The organism is Vallitalea sediminicola, from assembly GCF_054408565.1.
Map to the genome: position 1 here is coordinate 36,289 of NZ_BTPT01000069.1, position 26,388 is coordinate 62,676.

20 protein-coding genes are annotated in these 26,388 nt (G+C 29.9%); 3 read left to right on the top strand and 17 right to left on the bottom strand.

Annotated elements, in window-relative coordinates; all coding sequences use genetic code 11:
* Positions 1–16 precede the first annotated feature (16 nt).
* Together ACX6CF_RS22105 and ACX6CF_RS22110 are read right to left on the bottom strand one after the other, a co-directional pair.
* A complete protein-coding gene (locus ACX6CF_RS22105) occupies positions 17–1,222 on the bottom strand; it encodes a YgeY family selenium metabolism-linked hydrolase (protein ID WP_458787546.1) in 1,206 nt (401 codons plus the stop codon).
* A gap of 67 nt (positions 1,223–1,289) precedes the next feature.
* Positions 1,290–1,925 (bottom strand): helix-turn-helix transcriptional regulator, encoded by a 636-nt coding sequence (locus ACX6CF_RS22110; protein WP_458787547.1) that lies wholly within the window; start codon positions 1,923–1,925, stop codon positions 1,290–1,292.
* 381 nt (positions 1,926–2,306) lie between these two features.
* On the opposite strand from ACX6CF_RS22110, the gene ssnA reads away from it, so the two are divergent.
* From ssnA to xdh, 3 genes are read left to right on the top strand one after another with little or no spacing between them, the layout of a single operon-like run.
* Positions 2,307–3,632 (top strand): putative aminohydrolase SsnA, encoded by a 1,326-nt coding sequence (ssnA, locus tag ACX6CF_RS22115; protein ID WP_458787548.1) that lies wholly within the window; start codon positions 2,307–2,309, stop codon positions 3,630–3,632.
* A 16-nt stretch (positions 3,633–3,648) separates the two neighbouring features.
* The gene (gene ygfK, locus ACX6CF_RS22120) at positions 3,649–6,654 is read left to right on the top strand and encodes a putative selenate reductase subunit YgfK (protein WP_458787549.1); all 3,006 of its coding nucleotides are present in this window, start codon (positions 3,649–3,651) and stop codon (positions 6,652–6,654) included.
* A gap of 4 nt (positions 6,655–6,658) precedes the next feature.
* Positions 6,659–9,223, top strand: a complete 2,565-nt coding sequence (xdh, locus tag ACX6CF_RS22125) for a selenium-dependent xanthine dehydrogenase (RefSeq protein ID WP_458787550.1) — start codon at positions 6,659–6,661, stop codon at positions 9,221–9,223.
* An 85-nt stretch (positions 9,224–9,308) separates the two neighbouring features.
* Here the strand turns inward: xdh and yqeB are convergent, their stop codons facing one another.
* The 15 genes from yqeB to ACX6CF_RS22200 form a co-directional block, all read right to left on the bottom strand.
* Positions 9,309–10,106 carry a selenium-dependent molybdenum cofactor biosynthesis protein YqeB gene (gene yqeB, locus ACX6CF_RS22130; RefSeq protein WP_458787551.1) on the bottom strand — a complete coding sequence of 266 codons (798 nt, stop codon included), beginning with the start codon at positions 10,104–10,106 and terminating at the stop codon, positions 9,309–9,311.
* Positions 10,099–10,683, bottom strand: coding sequence for a molybdenum cofactor cytidylyltransferase (gene mocA, locus ACX6CF_RS22135; protein WP_458787552.1), 585 nt, complete (start codon positions 10,681–10,683; stop codon positions 10,099–10,101). Before mocA ends, yqeB begins: the two co-directional genes overlap by 8 nt.
* 5 nt (positions 10,684–10,688) lie before the next feature.
* Positions 10,689–11,459: a selenium cofactor biosynthesis protein YqeC gene (yqeC, locus tag ACX6CF_RS22140; protein ID WP_458787553.1), complete on the bottom strand. Its 771-nt coding sequence runs from the start codon at positions 11,457–11,459 to the stop codon at positions 10,689–10,691.
* Between the two features lie 15 nt (positions 11,460–11,474).
* Positions 11,475–11,951 (bottom strand): nucleoside-triphosphatase, encoded by a 477-nt coding sequence (locus tag ACX6CF_RS22145; protein ID WP_458787554.1) that lies wholly within the window; start codon positions 11,949–11,951, stop codon positions 11,475–11,477.
* 32 nt (positions 11,952–11,983) lie between these two features.
* The gene (locus tag ACX6CF_RS22150; RefSeq protein ID WP_458787555.1) at positions 11,984–12,811 is read right to left on the bottom strand and encodes an XdhC family protein; all 828 of its coding nucleotides are present in this window, start codon (positions 12,809–12,811) and stop codon (positions 11,984–11,986) included.
* Positions 12,812–13,076: 265 nt separating this feature from the next.
* On the bottom strand, positions 13,077–14,414 hold the full coding sequence (locus tag ACX6CF_RS22155; RefSeq protein WP_458787556.1) for a lipid II:glycine glycyltransferase FemX: 1,338 nt from the start codon (positions 14,412–14,414) through the stop codon (positions 13,077–13,079).
* Positions 14,415–14,471: 57 nt separating this feature from the next.
* Positions 14,472–16,610 (bottom strand): serine racemase VanT catalytic subunit, encoded by a 2,139-nt coding sequence (gene vanT, locus ACX6CF_RS22160; protein ID WP_458787557.1) that lies wholly within the window; start codon positions 16,608–16,610, stop codon positions 14,472–14,474.
* Positions 16,610–17,374 (bottom strand): M15 family metallopeptidase, encoded by a 765-nt coding sequence (locus ACX6CF_RS22165; RefSeq protein ID WP_458787558.1) that lies wholly within the window; start codon positions 17,372–17,374, stop codon positions 16,610–16,612. Before ACX6CF_RS22165 ends, vanT begins: the two co-directional genes overlap by 1 nt.
* Positions 17,374–18,420: a D-alanine--D-serine ligase VanG gene (gene vanG, locus ACX6CF_RS22170; RefSeq protein ID WP_458787559.1), complete on the bottom strand. Its 1,047-nt coding sequence runs from the start codon at positions 18,418–18,420 to the stop codon at positions 17,374–17,376. The genes ACX6CF_RS22165 and vanG overlap by 1 nt, the downstream gene beginning before the upstream one ends.
* A 167-nt stretch (positions 18,421–18,587) precedes the next feature.
* Complete coding sequence (gene vanS / locus ACX6CF_RS22175; protein WP_458787560.1) at positions 18,588–19,679, bottom strand: vancomycin resistance histidine kinase VanS; 1,092 nt, start codon at positions 19,677–19,679, stop codon at positions 18,588–18,590.
* Complete coding sequence (vanR, locus tag ACX6CF_RS22180) at positions 19,672–20,367, bottom strand: VanR-ABDEGLN family response regulator transcription factor (RefSeq protein WP_458787561.1); 696 nt, start codon at positions 20,365–20,367, stop codon at positions 19,672–19,674. The genes vanS and vanR overlap by 8 nt, the downstream gene beginning before the upstream one ends.
* Before the next feature lie 129 nt (positions 20,368–20,496).
* Positions 20,497–20,940, bottom strand: coding sequence for an NUDIX hydrolase (locus tag ACX6CF_RS22185; RefSeq protein ID WP_458787562.1), 444 nt, complete (start codon positions 20,938–20,940; stop codon positions 20,497–20,499).
* A 185-nt stretch (positions 20,941–21,125) separates the two neighbouring features.
* On the bottom strand, positions 21,126–22,544 hold the full coding sequence (locus ACX6CF_RS22190) for a peptidoglycan D,D-transpeptidase FtsI family protein (RefSeq protein WP_458787563.1): 1,419 nt from the start codon (positions 22,542–22,544) through the stop codon (positions 21,126–21,128).
* Positions 22,507–23,895 (bottom strand): FtsW/RodA/SpoVE family cell cycle protein, encoded by a 1,389-nt coding sequence (locus ACX6CF_RS22195; RefSeq protein ID WP_458787564.1) that lies wholly within the window; start codon positions 23,893–23,895, stop codon positions 22,507–22,509. Before ACX6CF_RS22195 ends, ACX6CF_RS22190 begins: the two co-directional genes overlap by 38 nt.
* A 10-nt stretch (positions 23,896–23,905) precedes the next feature.
* The gene (locus ACX6CF_RS22200; RefSeq protein ID WP_458787565.1) at positions 23,906–26,302 is read right to left on the bottom strand and encodes a DUF3656 domain-containing U32 family peptidase; all 2,397 of its coding nucleotides are present in this window, start codon (positions 26,300–26,302) and stop codon (positions 23,906–23,908) included.
* Between the last annotated feature and the right edge of the window lie 86 nt (positions 26,303–26,388).

A 26,388-nucleotide genomic window follows, 5' to 3' on the forward strand; every position in this document is an offset into this window, starting at 1 on the left:
TTCATAATCTATTTAATTACTTAGATTCTTCTTCAAGGTACATTGTTGGTAAAGCCGCATATACAGCAGCACATCTAACTAAATCTGCCTTCCAAGTTTTTTCATTAGGTGCATGAGCTTCCTCTTCTTTACCAGGTCCAAATCCTATACATGGAATATTATATCTACCCATTATAGATACACCATTAGTTGAAAATGTCCATTTATCAACTTTTGGAGTACCAAACATACCTTCATAAGCTTTTACCATTGCTTTTGTTGGAGAACTGTCTTCTGGTATTACCCATGTTGGAAAATAACAATCTGTTGGATATGTTAGATCAGTCCAGCTTGGTCTAGTATATTTGTACATGCTTACATTAGCACTGTATTTTTCAACTTTTGGCAATTGACGAATTTCATCTAGCGCTGATTCATATGTTTCTCCATCTGTTAAACGTCTATCAACAGATATAGCGCACATATCTGCAACTGCACATCTTGATGGAGAATTGAAAAAGACTTCAGATACAGCAAGAGTACCTTTTCCTAAAAATTCATCATAATGTAATCTATCATTTAATTCTTTTACTTCTTCTATGATCTCAGCCATTTTGTATATTGCATTATCCCCTCGTTCTGGAGCTGAACCATGACAAGATACACCTTTAACTTCTACACGAATCTCCATACGTCCTCTGTGACCTCTGTAGATATTACCATTTGTTGGCTCAGTAATAACAACAAACTCAGGTTTAATCTTATCTTCATTGATTATGTATTGCCAACATAGTCCATCACAATCCTCTTCCTGTACAGTTCCTGTAACTAACACTTTATACTTATCATTCAGTAATCCTAGATCTTTCATGATCTTAGCACCATAGATACTAGATACAATACCACCCAATTGATCTGAAGAACCTCTACCACCTATTTCTTCATCATTTTCATATCCTTCATAAGGATCAAAAGTCCAATTGCTCATTTCTCCAAGACCTACCGTATCAATATGTCCATCATAAGCTATTAGAGTTTCTCCACTTCCCATATAACCTAGAATATTACCCATATTATCAATTTCAACTTCGTTAAAACCTACACTTTTCATTTCTTCTTCTATACGTTTAATTACCATTTTTTCCCGACAACTTTCTCCTGGAATAGCAATCAAATCACGTAAGAATCGAGTCATTTCTTTCTCATAATCATTAGCTTTCTTTTTTACAGCGTTAAAATCCATTAATAAAAACCTCCTCAAATTTCATATTTATTCAGATTAATTCTCAAAATTTTAAAAATGAGATTAATTAGCGTTTAACATCTATATAATTATAGATACTATATTTTGATATTCCAAAATATTTAGATATTTTATCGCCTGATTTAGTTATAAGAAAAGCACCAGCATTATTTAAATATTGTATTGATTTTATTTTATCTTCCTTACTCATTAATGCTACTGGTTTCCCTATCAGCTTAACTGATTGGTCAATTAAGTTATCTAATAAATCATTTACATTCTGTGGTATTTCCTCTACCTCTTTCTTTTCTTCCTTATGATTAAGTAAACTTTTTATTGAATTTTCTGCGATAGTAAGCTCAGTAATATCATAGTTAATACAAAAAATACCTATAGGTTCATCATCTTCATCTCTAATATATATGCTACTTGATTTTAATACTCTTCCATCATGAGTTTTTGTTAGATAACCTATAGAATCGTCTAGTTTGTCTTCTTCTTTATTTATTGTATTTAAAACGATATGTGATGCACCATCTCCAATCTTCCTATTAGTCACATGGCCATTTTCAATTTCTATTATAGTCTTATGTAAACTATCAGCTTTCAAATCATGTATAACTATTTCACAATTCTTGCCAAAATGATGCACTATACCCCTAGCTAACCTTTTTAAAAAATCCAAATTCATATTATTATCCATTATATAAATCCTTTCAAAAGTTACTTTATTTCATTATCCATCGATTTATTGTATTATGATTACAGTATATCACCCGAAAAATAATAATTCAATGTTTTTTGCAAAAATATTTTTATTTTACAAAAATATTTTTAATTTCTTTGACTTTTGCAATTATTGGTGGTAGTCTGTAATTAGAATGATATCAATATGTAAATTATGCATTTTATCGTCATAAAGCTTATCTGTAAGTTTTATGTTACATATTATATGGTTATTATAATTAGTTATTTCATATAATTTAATTAATATAATATATTAAATTTAATATTAGGAATTATATTATTAAGTTATATTCTAAATAATCTTAATGTAATTAATGATATTATAAGGAGGGTTTATATGATTTTATTGGGTAATGGTAGACTTATAACCAGAGATAAGAATAACCCATTTATTGAAGATGGTTGTCTATGCGTAAAAGATAACTTGATCTATGATTTAGGAAAAACTGGAGATATGAAAGAAAAGTATCCTAATGAAGAATTTATTGATGCAGATCATGGACTGATTATGCCGGGTCTCATTAATACGCATCATCACATCTATAGTTCCTTTGCTAGAGGTTTATCTATTGAAGGTTATAATCCCCAAAATTTCTCAGAAATTCTAGAAGGTATGTGGTGGAAAATAGATAAACACCTAACACTAGAAGATGTTAAGTATAGTGCTTATGTTACTTATATAGATTGTATTAAAAATGGTGTTACAACAGTTTTTGACCACCATGCCAGCTATGGATGTACCACTGGAAGTTTATATGAGATCTCTAATGTAGCACATGAGTTAGGATTACGTACCTGCCTTTGCTATGAAGTATCAGACCGTAATGGTAAAAATGAAATGATACAAGCTGTTAAAGAAAATATAGATTTCATTAACTCTGCAAAAAAAGATACTTGTGATATGCAAAAAGCTATGATGGGATTACATGCTTCATTTACTCTTTCTGATGATACCTTGTATCATATTGCAGAAAATATCCCTGCTGATACTGGATATCATATACATGTATCTGAAGGTATTACAGATTTATATGATTCTTTGAAAAAACACAATAAAAATGTTGTAAACCGTTTATTTGATATGAACATATTGGGATCTAAAACACTAGCTATTCATTGTATTCATATAAACCCATTAGAAATGGATATTTTGAAAGAAACCAATACAATGGTTGTTCATAATCCAGAATCAAATATGGGAAATGCTGTTGGATGTACTCCAATCCTAAAAATATTGGATAACGAAATTCTTCTTGGACTTGGAACAGATGGTTATACTAGTGATATGTTAGAATCAATGAAAGTAGCTAACATACTACATAAACACCATAATGGCAACCCTTCCGTAGCATGGACTGAAGTTCCTAAGATGTTATTTGATAATAATGCAAGTATAGCCAATCGTTTTTATGAAAAGCCTTTAGGTATACTTTCGAAAGGTTCATATGCTGATGTTGTCATCTTAGACTATGAACCATATACCCCAATTAACGAGACTAACTATAATAGTCATATTTTATTTGGAGTAAATGGTCGTAATGTAAAAACTACTATGATAAATGGTAAATTGTTAATGAAAGATAGAGAACTCATAAATATAGATGAATCTAGTATCTTTGCTAAAGCAAACGAACATTCAACTGCTTTATGGAAAAAATTTTAATAAGGGTGTGAATAAAATGAGTGATAGAATGTACCCTATCCCTTTTGAGAATCTTATAGAGTGGATAATAGATGAATATAGTAGAGTTAATACTATATTTGGCATTAGAAAATTTGTACATATTGAAAATAAAAATAAAATTGATTTGTTTAATGAACAGATGGAACTTCCTTTTGGTCCTGCTGCTGGTCCACATACTCAACTTACTCAAAATATTGTTGCTTCTTATGCTGCTGGATGCAGATTTTTCGAACTTAAGACTGTACAAACCTTGGATGGCGAGGATTTATGTGTAGCAAAACCTTGTATTAATGCAAAAGACGAAGGTTATAATGTTGAATGGTCAACTGAACTAACTGTACAACGAGCTTTTGAAGAATATGTGAAAGCTTGGTTTATACTTAAGTTAATATCAAAAGAATATGGCTTTGGTGATGAAAACGGCTTTATATTCAACATGAGTGTTGGATATGATTTTGAAGGTATATCCTCCCCTAAAATAGATGCTTTTATAGAAGGATTGAAAGATGCTTCTAATTCTACTATATGGTTAGAATGCAAAAAATACATATTAAAAAACATTCACAGGTTTAAAAACATTGATGAAAATTTTGTTGAAAATATATCACCTATTATTTGTACTTCTATTACCTTATCAACTCTTCATGGATGTCCTCCAGAAGAAATAGAACGTATAGCTTCTTATCTTATATTAGAAAAACATCTTAATACTTTTGTAAAATGTAATCCTACTCTACTTGGTTATGATTATGCTCGTAATACTCTAGATAAAATGGGTTATGATTATTTAGTATTTGATGATTATCATTTTAAAGATGATCTACAATATGATGATGCTGTACCAATGTTTCATCGCCTAATAGAAATGGCTACTAAGAACAAGCTAACTTTTGGAGTAAAACTGACTAATACTTTTCCAGTAAAAATTGCACAAAATGAATTACCTGGTGAAGAGATGTATATGTCAGGTCGCTCCTTATATCCCCTTTCAATAGCGCTTGCTTACAAATTAGCTACCACTTTTAAAGGTAAGTTAAAAATTTCATACTCAGGTGGGGCTGATGCCTATAATATTGATAAAATTGTAAAAACAGGAATATGTCCAATAACTATCGCTACTACCCTACTTAAAAATGGTGGTTATGAACGTTGTGTACAAATATCTCATAAGCTTAGTAATCTTAACTATAATAATTATTCATCTATTGACATAACATCTTTAAAAGAATTAAAAGATGATGCAATAGCTGATTCATATTATAGAAAGCCAATAAAACCTATACATAATAATAAAATAAATAAAAAGGTTCCTTTAATTGATTGTTTTATATCTCCTTGTAAATTAGCCTGTCCAATTAATCAAGAAATACCTACTTATATTGATTTAGTGGGTAAAGGTAAATATGCAGACGCACTAAAAGTAATTATTGACAGGAATCCTCTTCCTTTTATAACAGGTACTATATGTAGCCATCCATGTACAACAAAATGTACACGTAATTTTTATGAAGAGCATATTAAGATACGTGATGCAAAATTAGCGGCTGCTAAGATAGCATATAATGATTTAATGAAAGAATTGACACCACCTGTAAAAAGGTCCAATACTAAAGTGGCTATTGTAGGAGGCGGTCCAGCAGGATTGGCAGCAGGATATTTCCTAGGCAGATGCGGAATGGATGTAACCATATTCGAAAAAAGAAAATCTCTTGGAGGTATTGTCAAACATGTTATCCCAGATTTTAGAATATCATCAGCTTCTATTGAAAAAGACATTGATCTAATTAAAAAAATGGGTATTGAAATAAAATTGAATAATGAGCAAAACAATGTACAAAAATTGAAAGAAAAAGGATATAAATATATATTACTAGCTGTTGGTGCTTGGAATCCTGTAAATCTAAAATTAGAAAATGGGAATCCTATTGATGCATTAGAATTTCTTGAAAATCTAAAAACTGATGGTAAAGCATATAATTTAGGTAAAGATGTTGTTGTTATAGGCGGAGGCAATACAGCAATGGATACAGCAAGAGCAGCGAAAAGGATTAAAGATGTTAAGAATGTATATCTTATTTATAGAAGAACCAAAAAATATATGCCAGCTGACGAAGAAGAAATGATATTAGCTATTCAAGATGGAGTAATAATCAAAGAACTCCTCTCCCCTATTGATATTGAGAATAGTCAATTAAAGTGTTGTGAAATGAAACTTGGTGATATTGATAGTTCTGGCAGACGTAGTCCTGTAAAAACTGATAATATCATTAACATACCTGCTGATTCTATCATCTCAGCTATAGGTCAAAAAACTGATACCTGTTTATTTGAAAATAATAATATAACAGTTAAAAATAATTATGTTGAAGTTGACGAAAAAACATGTGAATCCAATATTGAAAATGTCTATGTTGCAGGTGATGCTCTTCGTGGTCCATCTACAGTTGTAGAATCCATTGCTGATTCAATGAAATTTGCATTATCTGTTATGAATAAAGAGAATGTAGAAGAAAAAGGATTTGCTAATCACGATTATAAACAAGATATTACCGCGGCTTATAGTAAAAAAGGTACTATAAAAATGTTTGAAAACATACAAGAAGAAAGTAAGCGATGTCTAGAATGTAACCTCCTATGTGAAACTTGTGTTGATGTATGTCCTAATAGAGCAAATATATCAATATCTGTTACTGGTAAGTCAATGGCACAAATTCTACACATAGATAATATGTGTAATGAATGTGGTAATTGCCAGGTATTTTGCCCTTATGAAAGTGCTCCATATAAAGATAAATTTACTCTTTTCCATACAGAAGAAGATTTTTTAAGTAGTAAAAATCAAGGATTCTATATGTGTGATAATAACTCTAGTGAATGTAGAGTAAGACTAGATAATGACATCTTAGATATTAACCTTAATGACAATAATAATATATTACCTGAAGATATTAAAAACTTGATTACCACAGTTAACGAAAAATATAGTTATTTAATGAGGTGAGTTTATGTCAGATTTTATTGTGAACGGTCAGCATGTTTCTGTAACAAAAAACGGGAAGTTAATTAATTATTTAAGAGATACGTTAAATCTTACTTCAGTTAAAAATGGATGTATGGAAGGTTCATGTGGAGCATGTATGGTATTAGTCAATGGTAAAGCAACTAAATCTTGTGTTTTATGGACTGATAAGTTAAATGGAAAAGAAATTATAACCGTCGAAGGTTTTTCATTAAGAGAAAAAAATGTATATAGCTATGCATTTAAAGAAGCAGGTGCCGTCCAATGTGGTTTTTGTACTCCTGGTATGGTTATTAGTGCAAAAGGATTGATTGATAAAATTCCTGACCCTGATGAAGAACAAATTAGAGAGGCCATCAAGAATAACATATGTAGATGTACCGGTTATGTAAAAATAATAAATGCAATAAAATTAGCATCAAAATTATTAAGAGAGAATACCACTATACCAGAATGTTCCTTCACAGGACTTGTTGGAGAAAATATGCACAGGGTTGATGCTATTTCTAAAGCTCTAGGTGAAGCAGAATACGTAGATGATATGCGTATAGACGGCATGATATATGGAAGCTGTGTCAGAAGTCAATATCCCCGTGCAATTGTAAAAAAAATTAATATTGGTAAGGCAAAAAAATTAGAAGGTGTAATAACAGTAATTACTGCAAATGATTTACCAGGGGCATCTAAAATTGGTCACTTAAAAAAGGATTGGGATATACTTATACCAGAAGGAAGCCAAACAAGGTGTTTAGGTGATGCTCTAGTGCTAATCGCTGCAGAAACAAAAGAAATTCTAGAACAAGCAAAATTACTAGTTGATATTGAATATGAAGAACTAAAACCAATAACATGTCCAGAAGAAGCTCTAGCGGACAATGCTCCTCTAATTCATGAAGAAGGTAATATCTTATCAGTAGAACATCTTATTAGAGGAAATGCAGATGAACGAATCAAGAACTCTAAGTATGTTGTAACTAATCATTACAGCACTCCATTTACAGAACATGCTTTTTTAGAACCTGAGAGTGCCGTTGCTGTACCTTCAAAAGATGGTAAAATATCTATTTATTGTGCTGACCAAGGTATTTATCAGACACATAGAGAATGTACGGAAGCTGTTGGCTTGGATAAAGATAAAATTAGAGTTATAAGTAAAATAGTAGGTGGTGCTTTCGGTGGGAAAGAAGATATGACCGTTCAACATCTTGCTGCTATACTTGCCTATAAAACAAACAAACCTGTAAAAGTCTCATTTACAAGAAAAGAAAGCATGCTCATACATCCAAAACGTCACGCTATGGAAATGGATTTTACAACTGCTTGTGATGAAAATGGTTATTTGACCGCCATGAAAGCTACTATCATATCTGATACAGGAGCTTATGCATCATTAGGAGGACCTGTACTCCAAAGAGCATGTACTCATGCTGCTGGACCATATAATTATCAAGATGTTGATATATTAGGAAAGGCAGTATATACTAATAACCCACCTGGTGGTGCATTCAGAGGTTTTGGTGTTACTCAGAGCTGTTTTGCAACTGAAAATAATATTAATCAGCTTGCTAATCTAGTTGGAATATCTCCTTGGAAAATAAGATACCAAAATGCAATAAGACCAGGACAGATACTCCCTAATGGTCAGATTGCAGATGAATATACTGCTTGTGCTGAGACATTAGAAGCTGTAAAAAAAGATTTTGATAGTGAAAAATATGTAGGTGTTGCATGTGCTATGAAAAATGCAGGACTTGGTGTTGGTGTCCCTGATACAGGCAGATGTAAATTAATAATCAAAGATAACAAGATATATACTCATACAAGTGCAGCTTGTGTTGGCCAAGGTCTTGCTACAGTTATTACACAAATGATTTGTCAAGTAATTAATATATCACCTAATATCATTGTACATAGTACTCCAGATACACATTTGACTCCAGATTCAGGTAATTCAACTGCTTCAAGGCAAACGGTCTTCACAGGAGAAGCAGCCAGAATAGCCGCAACAAAATTAAAGGATGATTTAAAGAATAAATCACTATTGGACTTAAATGGCAAAGAATATTATGGTGAATACACATGTGTAACTGATCCATTAGGCACTGACAAAGAACATCCATATAGTCATGTCACCTATGGTTATGCTACTCATGTTGTTATATTAAATGATGATGGAACAGTAAAAAAAATTGTAGCATGTCACGATGTTGGAACTCCAATCAATCCGAAATCCATAGAAGGACAGATTGAAGGTGGAACTGTTATGAGTCTAGGTTATGCATTAACAGAAGATTACCCATTAGATAATTGCAGACCTACTGCCAAATTTGGTACACTTGGATTGTTTAAAGCCAATAAAGTTCCAGAAATCAAGCCAATAATTATAGGCAAAAAACATGAGGGGCTAGCACATGGTGCGAAAGGTATTGGAGAGATTTGTTCTATCGTTACAGCACCTGCTGTTTCAGGAGCTTATTATAACTATGACAATGAATTCAGAACTAGCTTACCACTTGACAGTACGCCATACTCCAAAAAAAAGAAAAAATAATTTAATATGATAAATAAAAATCGGTCCTTAATAATACTACTAATAATTATTAGGGATCGATTTTATGTTTTTAAAACATATGATTTTATTGATTATTCCTCAAAGTCAGAATAGCTTCTAGAACTCCTCCCCCAACAGCTCTAGCCTTATCAGATATTGTAAAACAATTACTGACTTTACCTCTAGGGTCTACATCGCCTATTTTGAAATTTTCTGTAACATGGATACCGCTCTTAATTAATCCCCTTATAACTCCACTTATAGGTGCTAACACGGGTGAATCATTTACATATCCTACACATTCCCCTTTTTTAACTATATCACCAATATCTGCTGTAGTATTTACGATACCTATTTTAGGCGAACGAATAATCCTTTCGCGGCTAAATCCATCTATATTACCTGGGATACCTGTATTTTTTTGTGCCATTCCATTATAAATCACTTTACCTAGATCATGCCCTCTATTGGTCTCTATGACAGCATGTACATCTTCATCTGCTGTAAATCCAGGTCCTAGACCTATAACAATTGGAGCCATATCCATCTTGGTTCCCAGATTCTTCTTAGCTAATATACCATCTATAACAATTTCAGGTTTCAAATGGTCAATACTCTTGGCTGACTCATCAACTAGCACTGGAATAATATTGTCATTCAGATTATTTTTAACTTCGTTAATATCATTGACCCTTACTGCCTTAATATTTTCTATTGTAATTTCGTTATCATATATTGCATCTGCGAATGAAACCGTTCTTCGAATAACCGTTGGTTCATTAATTTCTAGTACTACGACTTTAAACCCACATTTTGTAAGTCTATGTATAGTTCCACTTGCAATATCTCCTCCGCCTCTAACAACAACTAAATCTTTAATCATTATTCATCATCTCCTTGATTGTTAAATAATCCTTTTGAGTATCAACATCTAGGTTGTATTTATTTTCAGTCATATCCAAATAATAGACTTCATTTGGATTATTCTTTATTATATTTCTTCCGCCAACATCACCTGTCACATTCATAAATTCTTTCTTCCATTTAGAACTAAAAACAACAGGATTGCCTCTCTTACCACTATATCTTGGAACAACAATACTTTCTTCTGTTTTATAAAATGTTTTTATCAGAGTTTCTATTATTTCGTTATTTATAAATGGTTGGTCCCCATTTATAAACATATATGCATCCGTTTCAGAAGCTTTGCTAATACCACATTTCAATGAACTGCTCATACCATTAATAGATAATCCGTTGTAAATATGTTTTATCTTATATTTTTCAGCTATTTTTTTTATCTCTTCATTTTGATATACAAGAATAATTTCTTTGAATTCACTTTTAATTACAGTATCTATGACATGAGTAATTAAAGATTTATCATTCAATTTCAATAATAATTTTTCACTACCAAATCTTCTAGAAAAACCTGCTGCTAAAATAATAGCTGTTATCAATATTATCACTCCATAACCTTTATTATTGGATTTTCCATATTTACATTTCCAACAATAACCCTTGAGATATTTTTACCTTCTTTTATTATATCTTCTCCTAGTTTTTGTACATCTAATAACTGCTTTTCATCAGATATTTTATTAAGTAAAATTATCTTCTTGCATTGATTTCTACAATCTTTGAATATCCCTTCTTTAGAAATAATCAATTTCAATATGGTATCATAATCAATAATATCTCCCATTTTTCCATCAACAACTCTAGAAAAAATATTTGCTCTATGTACCCATTTTTCATTTATACTCTTACCTATGATATCTAAGCCAACACAACCTACAACTATTGTAGAGCAATTAGGTATTACAGGTTCATACCATGCTGGCGCTTTTAGTGATTTTCTTTTTGCTCCATCAGATTCAATAATAACTGAATCATAATTGCCCTCATTATACAAAGGTTTTATCCACTCTTTATCAATACCCTGAAGCTTTTCATTTTGATGGATTATCGATTTCCCTATTATTGTTATGGTTCCTTTTAATAACCGTTTAGATTCTAGTATTAGATCTTCTAGGTTATCTGATATGATTAAGTTATCATAATCCTTTGACATTGGATAATAAATAGCTGTTGTAGTTGTCATTAAAACTTTTTTATCAGCTGTCTTCATTTCTTTACCTAGCCTATACATAGCTGTAGTTTTTCCACCAGCTCCAACTATAGATATTATATTTGTACTTTGTTCGTCCAATTCTAAAGCTTTTAGAAGGTTCACTTATTCTACCCTTTCTTATTGATTTAGTATGTTGATTTTATTAATCAGATTATATTTTTTGATTAGGTCATCTAATGAATCTTCTCTAACTGTTATATAGATCTCGCATTCATTATTAAGTAACTCCACCAGTATTTTATGAAAGCATTTATTTTGTAATTCAAGGCGTCCAATTTCATCTAAAAAGATAGGTGATATTTTGGCTTCTATAAGTTCTCGTATCGTTTCTTCAATATAATTCAAGGTAGGTTTTGAGAAACTATATGGTCCTATCTTACAAGATTCATACCACTCATCTGTTAGAAATTCTTCTCTTAGAATAAATTGATGTTTTTTTCTATTGGACAATCGCATTATTTCATAACTATGAACTTTGTCTTTATCCATATTTTTAATTGAAACAAATCCATCCCCTTGTTTCATCCTGTCATATAAATTAACTATTTTACTTGTTTTACCAGAATTTATTGCCCCAGTTATTACATTAACCATTAGCATTTCCTTCCTTAGATGATATTATAACTTTAATTATCCAGCAAATCACTATTTCTAAGATGCTTATGTCCTTTTTTATCATAACTGATTGCCAGTATTTCTGCTGCTATAGATACAGCTATTTCTTCAGGCGAACATCCTCCTATATCTAGACCAATAGGCGAATACAAATTTGATAAATTTACTTTTTCGTACTTTCCATTTATTTTTTTTAGAAAAGCTTTTAATTTTATTTGTGAGCATAGCATTCCTATATACTTAGGATTTATGTCTAATTCAAGAACTTTGTTAAGAACATTATAATCATTATTATGGGATGGAGTACATACCACAATAAAACTATTCCTATCTAATTTTTCTTTTTCTATAAAGTCTACATAAGATGATTGAACTTTTCTATCAGCTTGTTGTATATCATCATATATTTCTTTACGATCATCTATAACAGTAATAAAAAAATCCATTTTACATAACGCACTAGTTAGTGCTTGTCCAACATGTCCTGCACCAAAAATATATATTTTGGCTTTAACACCAATGTATTCATAAAATAAAGTTACTTCCCCACCACATGCCATTGGTAATACTGTTGCTCCTTTTTCTAGAATCTTACCTTCGTTAAGTATATATTTTTCAAGTTTGCTTTTTCTTTTACTGAGTAATTCTTCACATTTTTGCTTTGCAGAGTATTCTAATGCCCCACCTCCAACAGTTCCAATAGCAATACCACTTTCTCCTATCAACATTTTCTTACCAACCGTTACAGGTGCACTTCCTGTCATCTCAACAACTGTAACCATAATACAAGATTCACCTTTTTCTTTAAGTTTAATAAGCTCTTCATATATACTTTTCACTTTTTCACTTCTTTCTGTTAGATATTTTTCTTGCTTTTATAAGTGAATAGCTAAATAATTGCTCTTATATAGAAATTATCTAATTCAACTTATATGGTATAGTTAATAAAATCATCTAGTCAAATCATTTGTATGTAGTTATATTATAACTTGTTTGAAAATATTTTGTCAAATTATGCTATATATTTTTTAGTAATTTAAATATCAATTACCTTGTAAAATAAAATCAGCTTATTTCAACAATAGTAGAAATAAGCTAATTAATTTAATTCTTCTTATTTTTCAATTTGGATCTGATACGTTTAAATCTAGGTAATGCAAATCTAAATAATCTATATATAAAACTATTAATTACTAAATCGAACTCTCCTATGAATTCAACAAAATCCCCATTAAAACCCTTTTTAAATTTGTATAGCCCATAAAGAGGATTATTGGAATCTAGATCCCCTGATACACCTCTAAAATCATACATATAACAATCTAAGTCTATGGTATCTTCAATCATTTTCCACTGCATTAGATAATTTGGCATTGTATCACGAAGTTCATTATCTGATGCACCATAGGAATACCATCCTTTGCCTCCATAATATAAATATATTGCTCCAGCTATATAAACATTATTTTCGCTCTTATATTTTGCAATACTTTCCAATCTTTGCCTGAAGCCTTTTAATTGTCTATGGCAATCTGCAATTCTTTTCTCTATATCAATTAACTTCTTATTATTCTTTTCCCTTTCCTCTTCATCAATTTCAGTTCCTAAAATAGCCACAAAATCATTTTTCTTATTCTCTAACTTCTTTTTATTTTTCTCCTGTTGGTCAATATTTGATTCAATTCTGCTAGAATCCAGATTATAATTATATTTAACCATATACAATCTACAAAATGGATAGATTCTTTCAATCATATTTTTAAAATAATCTCTTTGCCTTGTTATAAAGTTATCCCTTTGCCCTGTAATTAGCATTTTTTTATGGAATATGTCAATTATCTCATCAGTGATATTATCTTTATCGTACACCTCTACAGTAAGACCTCGTTTTTCAGCAATCTTAATATTGTACTTTGTTTTCTTAGAAAAATTATCAAAAACAACTTTTTTTCTTTCCTTCAGTTCATTTGTCATATCAAAATATAATCTAAACACAAAATTAGGTTGTATATTTTCAAAATTCTTGGTGTTTTTATGTTTATATCCCATATCAATCAACATATTCTTTACTTCATTACCATTATGGTTTAATTCTTCATTTTCATTAATATGAATATCTGGATCGATGGATATAAATGCAATTCTATTTTTCTTAGCATAACTCCTCATGAATTCTGTAAATTCACTCACTAAGATATTATTACTGTAATCGCAATTAAATCCTCTAGGTATATATCCCATATATTGATTTATATATGGAATCTTTCTAATAAGAATTACACATGTTAGCATAATATCTCCATTATCATTATATCCTCCAAAGAATTTTGCTTTCCATTCATTCTTCACATCAGCCCAATAGGATGTTTGGAAAATATGTCCTTTTTTATTCGTAGTATAACTATTCAATTGTTCTTTTTCTATTTCCTTAAAACTATACATCCTGAACTCTCCTTACGATTTTTAAGATACTAATTTTAAAATTATTATATCCTAAAATCAAATATATATTTTTTTTACTCTATAACTTAACCTACTTAATATTTCATTAGCAATGCTTTTAGATTTATTGGCTACCTCTGTAGCATATATTTTTTCTATACCATCAACTCCAATCAAAGTTACAATATCCCCTTGTTTTACATCTGGTACATTAGTTATATCAATTATAAGTTGATCCATACATATTTTGCCAATAATAGGCACTCGATAACCATGTAATAACACACTACAGCATTCACAAGAAAGATTACGTGGAAAACCATCTGCATAACCAATTGGAATGACAGCAATTCTACAATTTTTATCAGCAATAAATGTACGTCCGTAACTTACGCTTTCACCTGCAACTATCTCTCTAATTAATGCAACTTTTGTTTTTAAAGATAGAACAGGATACAAGTCAGGTTGAATCTTGGTTTTATCTCTTACCGAATCTATTGCACCATATATAGCAATTCCTAATCTTACATAATCACAGTGTAACTCAGGATAATTAAGAAGTCCGTAACTGCTTTGAATATGGACTTTAGGTAATACAATATTATTTTTCTCAAGGTTTCCCAATAAAGAGTAAAAAGATTCTATTTGACTTTTAGTAAAGATGATATCTTCTCTATCCTTACTATCTGCAACACATAGATGGGTGTAGATACCGAAAATCTCTAAGTTCTCGAATTGAAATATTTTAATGATTTTATCTACTTTACTTGCGTTTTCCCCCATTCGGTGCATTCCTGTATCTATTTTGATATGCACTTTTATAGGATGCTTATACTCATTTAATCTTTTAGCATACTCATAATCTATTATTGTTTGTGTTAGACGATAACGTCTAAGATGTCTAACTCTTGAAGGATCAGTATATCCTAATATTAGAATATCACCTTTTATTCCCTTCCTTCGTAGAAGGATACCCTCATCAATTGTAGCAACTGCAAAGGATTTTATACCAATTTCATTCAAGTAACTTGCCACTTTTACTGCTCCATGACCGTAGGCATCTGCTTTTACAACAGCCATTATTTCGCTTTTATCTGGAATTATTCCCTGTAAAGTCATAATATTATGTTTCAAGTTATCTAAACTTACTTCAATCCATGCTCTATCTTTATTCTTTATTATTTTTTGGTATCTAATTAAATTTATTGTTTTTTTTAATGTTCTTGCTAATACTACAGCTACTATACTTGAGCATACTAGTACTACAATATAATGAATCAGATTATTATCAGCCAATATTTTTTGTAGATTCATAGACTTTCCAATTAAACGGATTATCACAATGGTCATTGGATGAATTATATAAATAATCATTGCAGTATTTCTTAATATAGGTAATGAATGCCCTTTCCATAAAATAAGAAGTTGATATAAGAAAAACATACAAGGTATTAGCATAATATACATGCTATCGTGTCTCTGCAATCCTAAACTATTAAGAAGTAGTCCTTCCACTATCATAAGTATGGTCGAACCTAATGTCCCTACTAAACACAGTTTCAAAGAATATTGTCTACGTTGTCTAGCAATAATTCCACCTAGTATAAAAAATACTGGAGCAAAAAACAACCCATTACGTGTATAACTAGATAATAGGAATAGCTTTTTATAAAATATATTCAATATCCTAGATGATTCTATAATCCCAAAATAACTATCACCCATTAGTCCTATCCCATATAATAATAAAGTTAATTTTAAAGCTTTATAACACCCTATTTTTTTGATTAGATAAAAAGAAATAACTGCTCCTAACATTGATGCAGGTAAATACCACAAATGATAAATAGTACCGTCAAAAAAAATATCTTTTAAAATAGTTAAGAACAAAAAGTCTTGCTTGAAATATCCATTATATATGTTAATAGGAAGATATATAACAATTGAAACCAAGTATAATAATGCAGTCTTTTTAAGAAAACGATTTAATCTTTCTTTATTCAGATTACTATTAGAAAATAAAAAGAAACCAGATGTCATAAAAAAAAATGGGACTGCTACACGAGCAATACTACGAGTTAAGATAAAGTTAGCAGTTTCATTAATCATTAATAAAGGTGATGTATGAATAGCCACTATTAAAACAGCAGCTATAATCCTAAAATAATCTATTCCTGCATATTCTCTTCTATTCATTAATTATTCCCCCACAAAGTAATAATAAAACCATCTACATTGTTACCTGATATCAAATAACATCCTTTATCTGGTAAATTTATTGTTTTTATTTGCGAAGACATATTTACATAAAATATTTCTATAGTTTTTTTGCCATATTTTACCTTAAAATGTTTTTTATTGATTGCATATTGCTTAATAGCATCTATGTACTCTTCGAGAGATACCCCCCAATCAGTCATTATTTGAGAATGAGGATAACCTACAAAACGAAAATGCCAAGGTTCATGAGCAATCCCAGTAATAGCTTCCTTACCCTTTTCATAACGTTCTACAAATCCATAATGAGGTGCCTTTTCTCGAAAGACGTTACATATACCATCATATGGGAAATTAGGGCAAATAAAATCAATGTCATCTTGTTTTAGTGCTAAATCTATGGCTAACCCTGTTTGATGTTCACTATGATTGGGAATAGCAACAAATTTCTCGGTAAAATCCTTACCATTATTCTCTAATGAATCCACATATATATTTTTTTGTTCTTCATATGAACGATAACCACTTACAGGAATTATGTCCTCATCACATTTCAAATCACTTACAAGATGCTCCAACATATTTGCTGTTTTCATCTCTAGAAGTGTATCCTTATATTGAGGACTCAATGGTACAATACAACTTTTATTTTTACTGTTGTTATTTTTTAACGGATAAAATTTGTTCACAAGAATTAAATTACCCGTGTAAATATCATTTTTATTAAGAGTAATCATTTCCATTATTCCACACCTAATTCAATCAGTTTGTCTAAAATACTACTAAATGACAATCCGATGCCTTTCATCATATTTGGATAACGACTATGGGAAGTAAATCCTGGTATTGTATTAACTTCGTTAAAAATTATCTTGTCATCATCCAAAAACATATCTATTCTTGCAAACCCTGTACAACCAAATATTTTATAAATCACTTTTGCTGTTTCTTTTATACGATTTGTTGTTTCCTCATCTATTCGTGCTGGCATATGAATTTTTGAACTTTCTAAAGAGTACTTCTCATTATTATCAAAAAATCCATGACTCAATTCAATTTCATCTACTTCTCCTACTATCAAATCGTTATTTCCCAATATAGCACATCCAACTTCAAAGCCATTAATGTTCTCTTCTATTATTACTTGATTATCGTGCTCAAATGCAATTTTAACCGCTTCTAACAAATGTTCTTTTTTATATATTTTCGAAATACCAAACGAAGATCCTGCTTTAAGAGGTTTTATAAATAATGGATAATTAAGATGTTTAGTTTTTATGTACAAAGATTGATTATCTTCTTTATTTGAAATTACAATTCCATTAGGTATTAAGATACCTACTTCTTTAACAAGCTTGTGAGCTTTAGCTTTATCCATACATAATGCGGAACTAAGTGTATCACATCCTATTAGTGGAATACCTGCTAATTCAATCAATCCTTGTATAGTACCGTCTTCACCATTTTTGCCATGCAAAATGGGAAATGCAGCATCAATTTTTGTAAACCTTTTTGTACTTTTTGATAATTCAATAATCCCACCAAAATTGCGATTAGGAGATATAACAACAGGAATACACTCATCCTCATTGAGATACCATGTATCGTTAAGAATGTTACCAACATTACCATAATATCTAAACCATGATCCTTCTCTAGTAATTCCAATAAGTACTTTTTCATATAATTCTTCATTCATATTTCTAATAATTGAATTAGCAGATTGTAAGGATACGTTATATTCTGTTGAATATCCTCCAAATAAAATTGCTATTTTTTTCTTTCTCATATTTTTGTCTCCTTTTTAAGCTATTTCTTCTTTGCCTTAAAAAGTAAAGTTATCAAAGACAAAGAGCATTCTACTTTAGTAATAATTATACTAAAATATAGAATGCTCTTTTTTAATTTTATAAAACGATATTATGATTTATTTATTATGAAATTCTTACGATTTTCCTACAAAGAATTTGGTATCATAACTTCAAATCTAGTTATTTCATTTTCACTGAATGCACTTATGGTTCCTTTATGGAGTTCTATTATTTCTTTTGCTATAGCAAGTCCTAACCCAGCACCACCTGTTTTAGTAGTACGAGATGTATCTAAACGATAGAATTGCTCAAAAATCCTACTTAACTTTTCTTTTGGAATTGTATTTCCATGATTAATGAAAGTTAATTGTACACAATCTTCCAATTGAATAACGGATATTTCAATTATACTATGTTCAAAGCTGTAATTTATTGCATTACGAATCAGATTATCAAATACACGCTGCATTTTATTGACATCAAACCTAATATTGATATCTGAGGTCACTTTCAAAGAATATTTCAAAGCCTTTTCTGCAAACATTGGTTTAAACTCATAAGTAATCTGCTCCATCATACGATTAAGATTAACTCTACTAATATCCAAAGTCAGGTTCGTAAGATTAAAACGGGTAATCTCAAAAAATTCGTTGATCAGATCTTCCAGACGTTCTGCTTTATCCAATGAAATGGAAAGATATTTCATACGAAGATTCTCTGATATCTGCTGTTCATCTCTTAGAAGCGTAAGGTACCCAATAACTGATGTAAGTGGTGTCTTCAAATCATGAGCTAAATAGATAACAAGGTCATTTTTCCTTTGCTCTGCTTCTCTTGCAGCTCGGTCATTTTTTCTTAAGTTAAATCTTATTTCATTCATTTGTTTTTCAACTTCATTTAATTCAGCTGGAAGTTCTATTAATTCATCTTTTGAAGTATAGATAGTTTCTGTTGCTTGAATAATCTTCTCTAGATAACCAATTACTTTTACCCAATAAATTATAAATAAAATAATAAAGCCTATACTCCAAATAAAAATTAGGAAAACAACACTATCCGTAAGCTTAAGTAATCTATAAAGTACTGAATCACTTTGCCAAATAATTATGGAACATATTTCTCTACCTGCAAAATATACAGCTAATAAAGCAATTGAATATATACCTATTGCAGTAATAAAATTTATTAGAAATCTAATAGAAAATTTACGTTTAAAATTTTTTAATCTATTATTCAATTTGATAGCCAACCCCCCATACAGTTTTTATGAATTTAGGTTTTCTTGAAGGTTCATTCATTTTTTCTCTAAGGCGTCCTATATGAGCCATAACCGTATTGTTGTTATCTAGATATTTCTGCCCCCATACTGCTTCAAATAATTCCTCAGAGGAAACAACTTTACCTTTATTTTCACATAGATACCAAAGAATAGAGAATTCAATAGGAGTCAGTGACAAAGATTTCCCCAGATATGTACATTTATGAGTATCTTTATTAATTACCATACCTCTTATATCATATCTATTAGTATATGTATCAATATCATCTGTATGATTATACAGCATATATCTTCTTAATTGGGTTTTGACTCTTGCAATAACCTCTAAAGGATTAAAAGGTTTTGTTATGTAATCATCAGCTCCTATTGTTAACCCCATAATCTTATCAATATCTTCTACTTTAGCAGTCAATAATATTATTGGGTAGAAATGTTTTTCTCTAATCCTTTTGCAAATTGTAAAACCATCTGTATCAGGAAGCATTACATCCAATATTGCCAAATCTAATTTTGTTGTTTCTATACACTTAAGTGCTTCATTTCCATTATAAAATTTGTAAATGCAATATCCCTCATTCTTCAAATACAATTCTAATAAATCAGCAATTTCTTTTTCATCATCTACTAATAAAATATTTTTTTTCATTTTTTATATCTCCTTACCTCACATAAAATGTTACTTTACCCTTATTGATATATGTAAATCATATTATAACACATATAATAAAGCCTACTTTAATAAATAAAGTAGACCAATTATAATATTTAAAATACCTTAGATGTACTTTTTATTTCCCCACATGTTGCATTTCTTTAAGTCCAAGTAATCATTATAAGCTTGTTCTAATATTTGCTTCTCATTGCTGAATTTTAGTAAATGATATGCTTCATGATATTTGTAGTACCCAGAATCAGTAAAAAATTCTTCTCTTTGTGGTCTGCTATAATAGCTATAGGCCTTCATTAGATACCAGTGTACATCCTTAACAACTGTATCATTGGCAATCATAAAGGAATATTGACTTTTCCCAACATATTTAATAATATTTGCTTTAACGGAAGCTTCTTCACGTACTTCTCTAATAGCTGTATCATTATATTCTTCTTGGTCTTCGACAGTACCTTTGGGTAATACCCAGCCTTCGTATTTATGTTGATAAAGTAATAACATCTTACCTTTATGAATTACCACCCCGCCACAACTAACTGCTTCAATCATATTAATGCCTCCTAGCCTTTGGGTAATCCATCTAAACATTTTTCTAATAAATGTCTCGTCTTAAAAAGTATACAATTTTTTCTAACTTTTTTCAACTGTATATTTTTAACTGCTATATTTATATATTATTTCAGTCATATTCAAGTAAAGTTTATCAATTCAAACAACTATATCGAACTTATCAATTAATTAATATAAAGTTCAAAAAGTTGTTTTGCTATTGGTGCTGCATACTTTGTACTTGTTCCAGAGTTTTCAACTATTATGGAAACAGCTATCTGAGGATTATCAGCTGGTGCAAATCCTACATACCATGCATGAGGCTTATCCCCTGTGTTTTCAGCTGAACCTGTTTTTCCAGCAACATCAATACCTTGGACAGCAGATGTCTTTCCAGTACCTTCACTTACAACCTTTTTCATGAATTCTTTTATTATATGTGCTTCATCTACGCTCATAAGCTCAGAATAGAATTCTGGTAGATTTTTAGTTATTATTTTTCCTTTAGCATTTTCAACACTATCAATTAGATAAGGTTTCATTAATATACCACCATTAGCTATAGCAGAAGTTATTAAAGCATTATGGAATGGAGTTATTACTGTTTCTCCTTGACCTATAGCTGTTTCTGCTATTGTTTTCACATAGGAATTTCCATCCAGTACAAAACTACTGGTTCTAAAATATAATGGACAAGGAAGTAATGTATTAAATAATAATTCATCAGCAACAGCTCTATACTTGTACATATTTAAATTAGTCCCTATATGAGCAAATGCTGTATTACATGACATCTTAAATGCATCTTCCAAGTTTTCTTCTCCATGTTTAGTATTAGAATAACAATGGATTGTGTTCTGTCCAAACACGTCTTTCCCCTTACAAGTATACGTATAATCCTCCCAATTAGGATTTTCTCTTATATATGCTAAAGTAGTAACAATCTTAAAAGTAGAACCTGGAGGGTACAAACCATGAGTAGCCTTATTACTTAGTGGCGAATTTATTTCATCATTATTTAGCTCAGTCCAATTACTCTCAATATAATTAGGATTAAAATCAGGCTTGGAAACCATACAAAGTATTTTCCCAGTTGAAGGCTCTATAACTACTATTGCACCTTTTCTATTGCCTAATAATTCATAAGCCTTCTTTTGTAAATCAGCATCTAAAGTAGTAATCACATTATCTCCAACACTTTTTTTCTTAGATATTGACTGTACGGTTTTCTCTATTATTCCCACATTTGATTTCAGCAAATCATAGTTTACCAAAGCTTCCATACCTGTTTTACCTTGATGGGAATAACCTATAATATGTGAAAATATATTTTCATAAGGATATATCCTATATGACTTATCACCATCTACCATAGTCTCAGCTAAGACTCTTTTGTTAGTATCTAATATCTTACCTCTAATAATGTTCTTTTCCAATTCTTCAATACGAGGATTGTAAGAATTAATAACAACATTTGTACTATCAATAGAAATGAATTTAATAATATAAATAATTAATATTACAAAAAGTCCTATAAATATATATGAGATATTATTTAAGCTTTTATTATCTTTTCGATTTACTTGTTCTTTTTTTCTTTTCATTTGTTTCACCCTTTTGATTCTTAATGTGTATACCTTCTAAGATACCTAACATTATTATTGACATTGTTAATGATGTACCGCCAGAACTTACAAAAGGTAAAGTTACTCCTGTAAGAGGTATAAGCTTCGTTACACCTGCAAGTATTAAGAACATCTGAAATGCAAATGTACAACTTATCCCACTTGCCAATAATAAATAAAAATTATCTTTTGTACCTTTAGCAATTTTGATACCACTTAAGAAAAATAAAGCCATAATTATAATTAATGATATTGAAAATATATTACCGAATTCTTCACAGATGACTGCAAATATCATATCAGTTTCAACTGCAGGTATTATCTTCGGCATCCCTTTAGTTAGCCCTTTACCCAACCAACCTCCAGCTCCTATTGCAAATAGTGATTGAGCTATTTGATATCCTTTTCTGTCAATATCTGCCCAAGGATTAATCCAGGCTTCAACTCTATCCCTTACATGTGAATAGTATTTATATGCTATCAATGAACCCATAATCCCTCCAGATAGACCTCCTAGAAAATAAAAAGGTTTATTGGTAGCAACATATATAACTGAAATAAATATTATAAAAAATATTAAAGCCGTTCCCAAATCTTTTTGGTATACTAATAAAAAAATAAGTATCAAAGATGGTATAGCTGCAATCACCACATGTATTATTTTATCCCTTTTTCTCATGTAGGCAGCTAAAAATAGGATGAATAATATTTTTATTATTTCTGATGGTTGAAAACTAAAATCTCCAATTAAAATCCAGTTAGTAGCCCCATGTTTTTCAGTACCTACAAAATTAACTGTCACAAGAAAAATTATTGAAATACCAATATAAACCCACTCTAATTTATTAAGAAAGGTAAATCTATCAATAAATATGGGTACTAATATAGCAAATAGATACCCCAGTATAGCCATTAAAAATTGTCTATAACCAACATTGTAATCTATCCTTGCTAATATAATAAAGGATATGGTTATTAGATATAAGGAAGTATTCCATAATAAATAGTTATACTCAGTATACAATTTTTTTAATAAGAACCAAATTATCATGAAAAATATAACTTGTTCTACATATAAAATCAATAGATCCAACTTATGTTTATCAGATGCTCCAAGCAATATCATAAAACCAAGAAAATGTGTAATTAACAATGTTATTCTTTGGTTTTTCAAATAGTTGTTTTCTTTTGACCCCTGTACCTTTGATTTATTTTTTTTAGTATTAGCTGGTTTATACTTACATCTATATAATTTATAGCATAGATAAGTAAAATAAATTGCTAACAATATAAATATAAATCTTGAAATATTAATTATAACCTCAAACATCTATTCCCACCTACTCTATACCTCTTAAAAAATGACCTCTGTTAAATTCTTCTACACCAACGATATTAAGTATACTTTCTCTATCATATTTTTTCACATTACATACAATGCTAAAAAATAATTTCATTATCTTTACTATGTGCTCTTTACTTTCAGTCGTAAATTCTAGCCTTAGATTACTAATACCTAGATTATTAACTTTATCTAATTGATCTAACAATATTAATGGACTTGAGTTATAAATAACATTAATACAATTACCACATCTTCTATCGATTAGAAATTTTTTTCCATATCTATCCCTTAAATAATATTTTTTATTATTATAACATAACTTGTTATTATTACTAGTATTATTTATTACACATTGTTTTGATACCATCAAAGGAAGATATCCATATACCAGTATTTCAGAATTTTTAGTGTCTAAATTATTGATTTCTCTATTATGCAATTCCGGTGACAATGTTATTCGTGATGCCCCTTCACCTATCCAAGCAGATATAGCTTCATTATTGATTATATTCATATTATAATCAATGACAATTTGTTTGTTAGTACTCCTAATTAAATTCATTTCTCCATATGTTCTAACTAGATAACCTTCAACATCTAATTTCTTGATCTGTTGGAACTTAGGTGAATATTTCTTTTCAATAGCTTCATCAAATATTCTTGGCAAAGCTATAAATATCTTTGCATTATAACTTCGACATATATTAACCATTTTCTTAATATCTTCTAATTCTATTAGTTCACTCTCAATATACACATCTTTTACATTGAATTCTTTTATCGCTTCTAATTGTGCCATATTTCTAATTAAAACATTAACGCTGATATTGTCCTTTTTGACTATTTGCTTTTCATATTTAAATTCAGGTACTTCTTGAGGCTCTCTTTTATAAGAATCCAGAAGTATATTTACCAACTTCTCTAAAGCATTTCTTCTAAGCTTATTAATCTCACTTATAGGAATAAATATGTTATCATCTATATCTATACTAATCATTTCTAATTCAAAAGGATAATCTCCAGTTTTGCTGATCTGTTTAATTATTCTTTCTTTTGTAAGTGACTGATTTTTAGCTTTCTCAACAATGCTTCCTGATTCTTTTATAATAACATTACCAAAATGCAGTTCTAAATAAATGGATTTACCTTCATTTACTTTTATATTACATTCCACTTTCAACTTTTTATTGACCTTAATAATATTATTACCTATATCATCATAAGTTTGTTTATTTTTTATCCTATAAACTAAATTACCTTGAAGAATATATTTGTTATACTCTTTTAAAGTGATGTTATGACCATCTGAAGGGTTTTTAATAGTAATGGAAGGAAATGGTTCATAGCCTGTCCATATCTCTAATTTATCACCTTTATTGACTTTTTTATCTAATCTTATTTCTATTGTTTTATTCTTCTTATTAACATTAGTAACTTTTCCTACGAAAGCTCCTTGATTGTTAGGCTTTTTCATTGACATTATATTGGATTTATCATTGTAATAACCACTAGAAAAGCCACCTCTGTTGTATATCTCAAGAAGTAATTCCAAATCTTTTTTATCTACATTATAATCATTAGGATTTTCTATATATTTATCAATATATTTTCTATAAACTGATGTGACGGAAGCAACATATTCAGGGCTTTTCATACGACCTTCGATTTTAAAGGATGTAATTCCTGCCTCTATTAGGTCAGGTAATACATCAATGGTAGCAATATCTTTAGGACTTAATAAATATTTGCCACTGTTATGATTAATTTTCTCAGACTCTTCATATAATGCGTAAGGCAATCTGCATGTACCTGCACATCTTCCTCTATTTCCACTTCTACCACCTAGAATACTACTCATCAAACATTGTCCTGAGTATGAATAACACAATGCGCCATGAACAAAGCACTCAATTTCAGTATGAGTATTACTAGTTATATATTTTATTTCTTGAAGACTTGATTCTCTACTTAATACAACTCGTTCAAAACCTAATTCCTTAAGATATTTTACTCCTTTTAAATTATGAATTGTCATTTGCGTACTTGCATGTATCTCTAGATCTTTAAATATATCTTTAATAAGTTTACATATACCAAAATCTTGAATAATTAAAGCGTCAACCCCTGCTTGGTATAAAACATCAATATATTGAATAAGATTGTCTATCTCTTTGTCCTTGAATAGAGTATTGACGGTTACATATATCTTTACACCTCTCAAATGGCAGTACTGTATAGCTTTTATCATTTCTTCTGTATCAAAATTAGAAGCATATGCCCTTGCACTAAATTGTTTGCCCCCAACATATACAGCATCACAACCAGCATTAATTGCTGCTATCATACTCTCGAATGAACCTGCTGGTGATAATAATTCTGGTTTATTGTTCATAAATTTCACCTTTCTATATATAATGAACTTAAACATCTATATGTCAATCTCAATAAGTTCAATATACTTTCCTTGATTTATTTCTA

What these genes read in the sequence shown, in the direction of transcription:
- ACX6CF_RS22105 (WP_458787546.1), bottom strand. Translation starts at nt 1,222, where the DNA reads ATGGATTTTAACGCTGTAAAAAAGAAAGCTAATGATTATGAGAAAGAA.
- ACX6CF_RS22110 (WP_458787547.1), bottom strand. Translation starts at nt 1,925, where the DNA reads ATGGATAATAATATGAATTTGGATTTTTTAAAAAGGTTAGCTAGGGGT.
- ssnA (WP_458787548.1), top strand. Translation starts at nt 2,307, where the DNA reads ATGATTTTATTGGGTAATGGTAGACTTATAACCAGAGATAAGAATAAC.
- ygfK (WP_458787549.1), top strand. Translation starts at nt 3,649, where the DNA reads ATGAGTGATAGAATGTACCCTATCCCTTTTGAGAATCTTATAGAGTGG.
- xdh (WP_458787550.1), top strand. Translation starts at nt 6,659, where the DNA reads ATGTCAGATTTTATTGTGAACGGTCAGCATGTTTCTGTAACAAAAAAC.
- yqeB (WP_458787551.1), bottom strand. Translation starts at nt 10,106, where the DNA reads ATGATTAAAGATTTAGTTGTTGTTAGAGGCGGAGGAGATATTGCAAGT.
- ACX6CF_RS22145 (WP_458787554.1), bottom strand. Translation starts at nt 11,951, where the DNA reads ATGGTTAATGTAATAACTGGGGCAATAAATTCTGGTAAAACAAGTAAA.
- ACX6CF_RS22155 (WP_458787556.1), bottom strand. Translation starts at nt 14,414, where the DNA reads ATGTATAGTTTTAAGGAAATAGAAAAAGAACAATTGAATAGTTATACT.
- vanT (WP_458787557.1), bottom strand. Translation starts at nt 16,610, where the DNA reads ATGAATAGAAGAGAATATGCAGGAATAGATTATTTTAGGATTATAGCT.
- ACX6CF_RS22165 (WP_458787558.1), bottom strand. Translation starts at nt 17,374, where the DNA reads ATGGAAATGATTACTCTTAATAAAAATGATATTTACACGGGTAATTTA.
- vanG (WP_458787559.1), bottom strand. Translation starts at nt 18,420, where the DNA reads ATGAGAAAGAAAAAAATAGCAATTTTATTTGGAGGATATTCAACAGAA.
- vanR (WP_458787561.1), bottom strand. Translation starts at nt 20,367, where the DNA reads ATGAAAAAAAATATTTTATTAGTAGATGATGAAAAAGAAATTGCTGAT.
- ACX6CF_RS22185 (WP_458787562.1), bottom strand. Translation starts at nt 20,940, where the DNA reads ATGATTGAAGCAGTTAGTTGTGGCGGGGTGGTAATTCATAAAGGTAAG.
- ACX6CF_RS22190 (WP_458787563.1), bottom strand. Translation starts at nt 22,544, where the DNA reads ATGAAAAGAAAAAAAGAACAAGTAAATCGAAAAGATAATAAAAGCTTA.
- ACX6CF_RS22195 (WP_458787564.1), bottom strand. Translation starts at nt 23,895, where the DNA reads ATGTTTGAGGTTATAATTAATATTTCAAGATTTATATTTATATTGTTA.
- ACX6CF_RS22200 (WP_458787565.1), bottom strand. Translation starts at nt 26,302, where the DNA reads ATGAACAATAAACCAGAATTATTATCACCAGCAGGTTCATTCGAGAGT.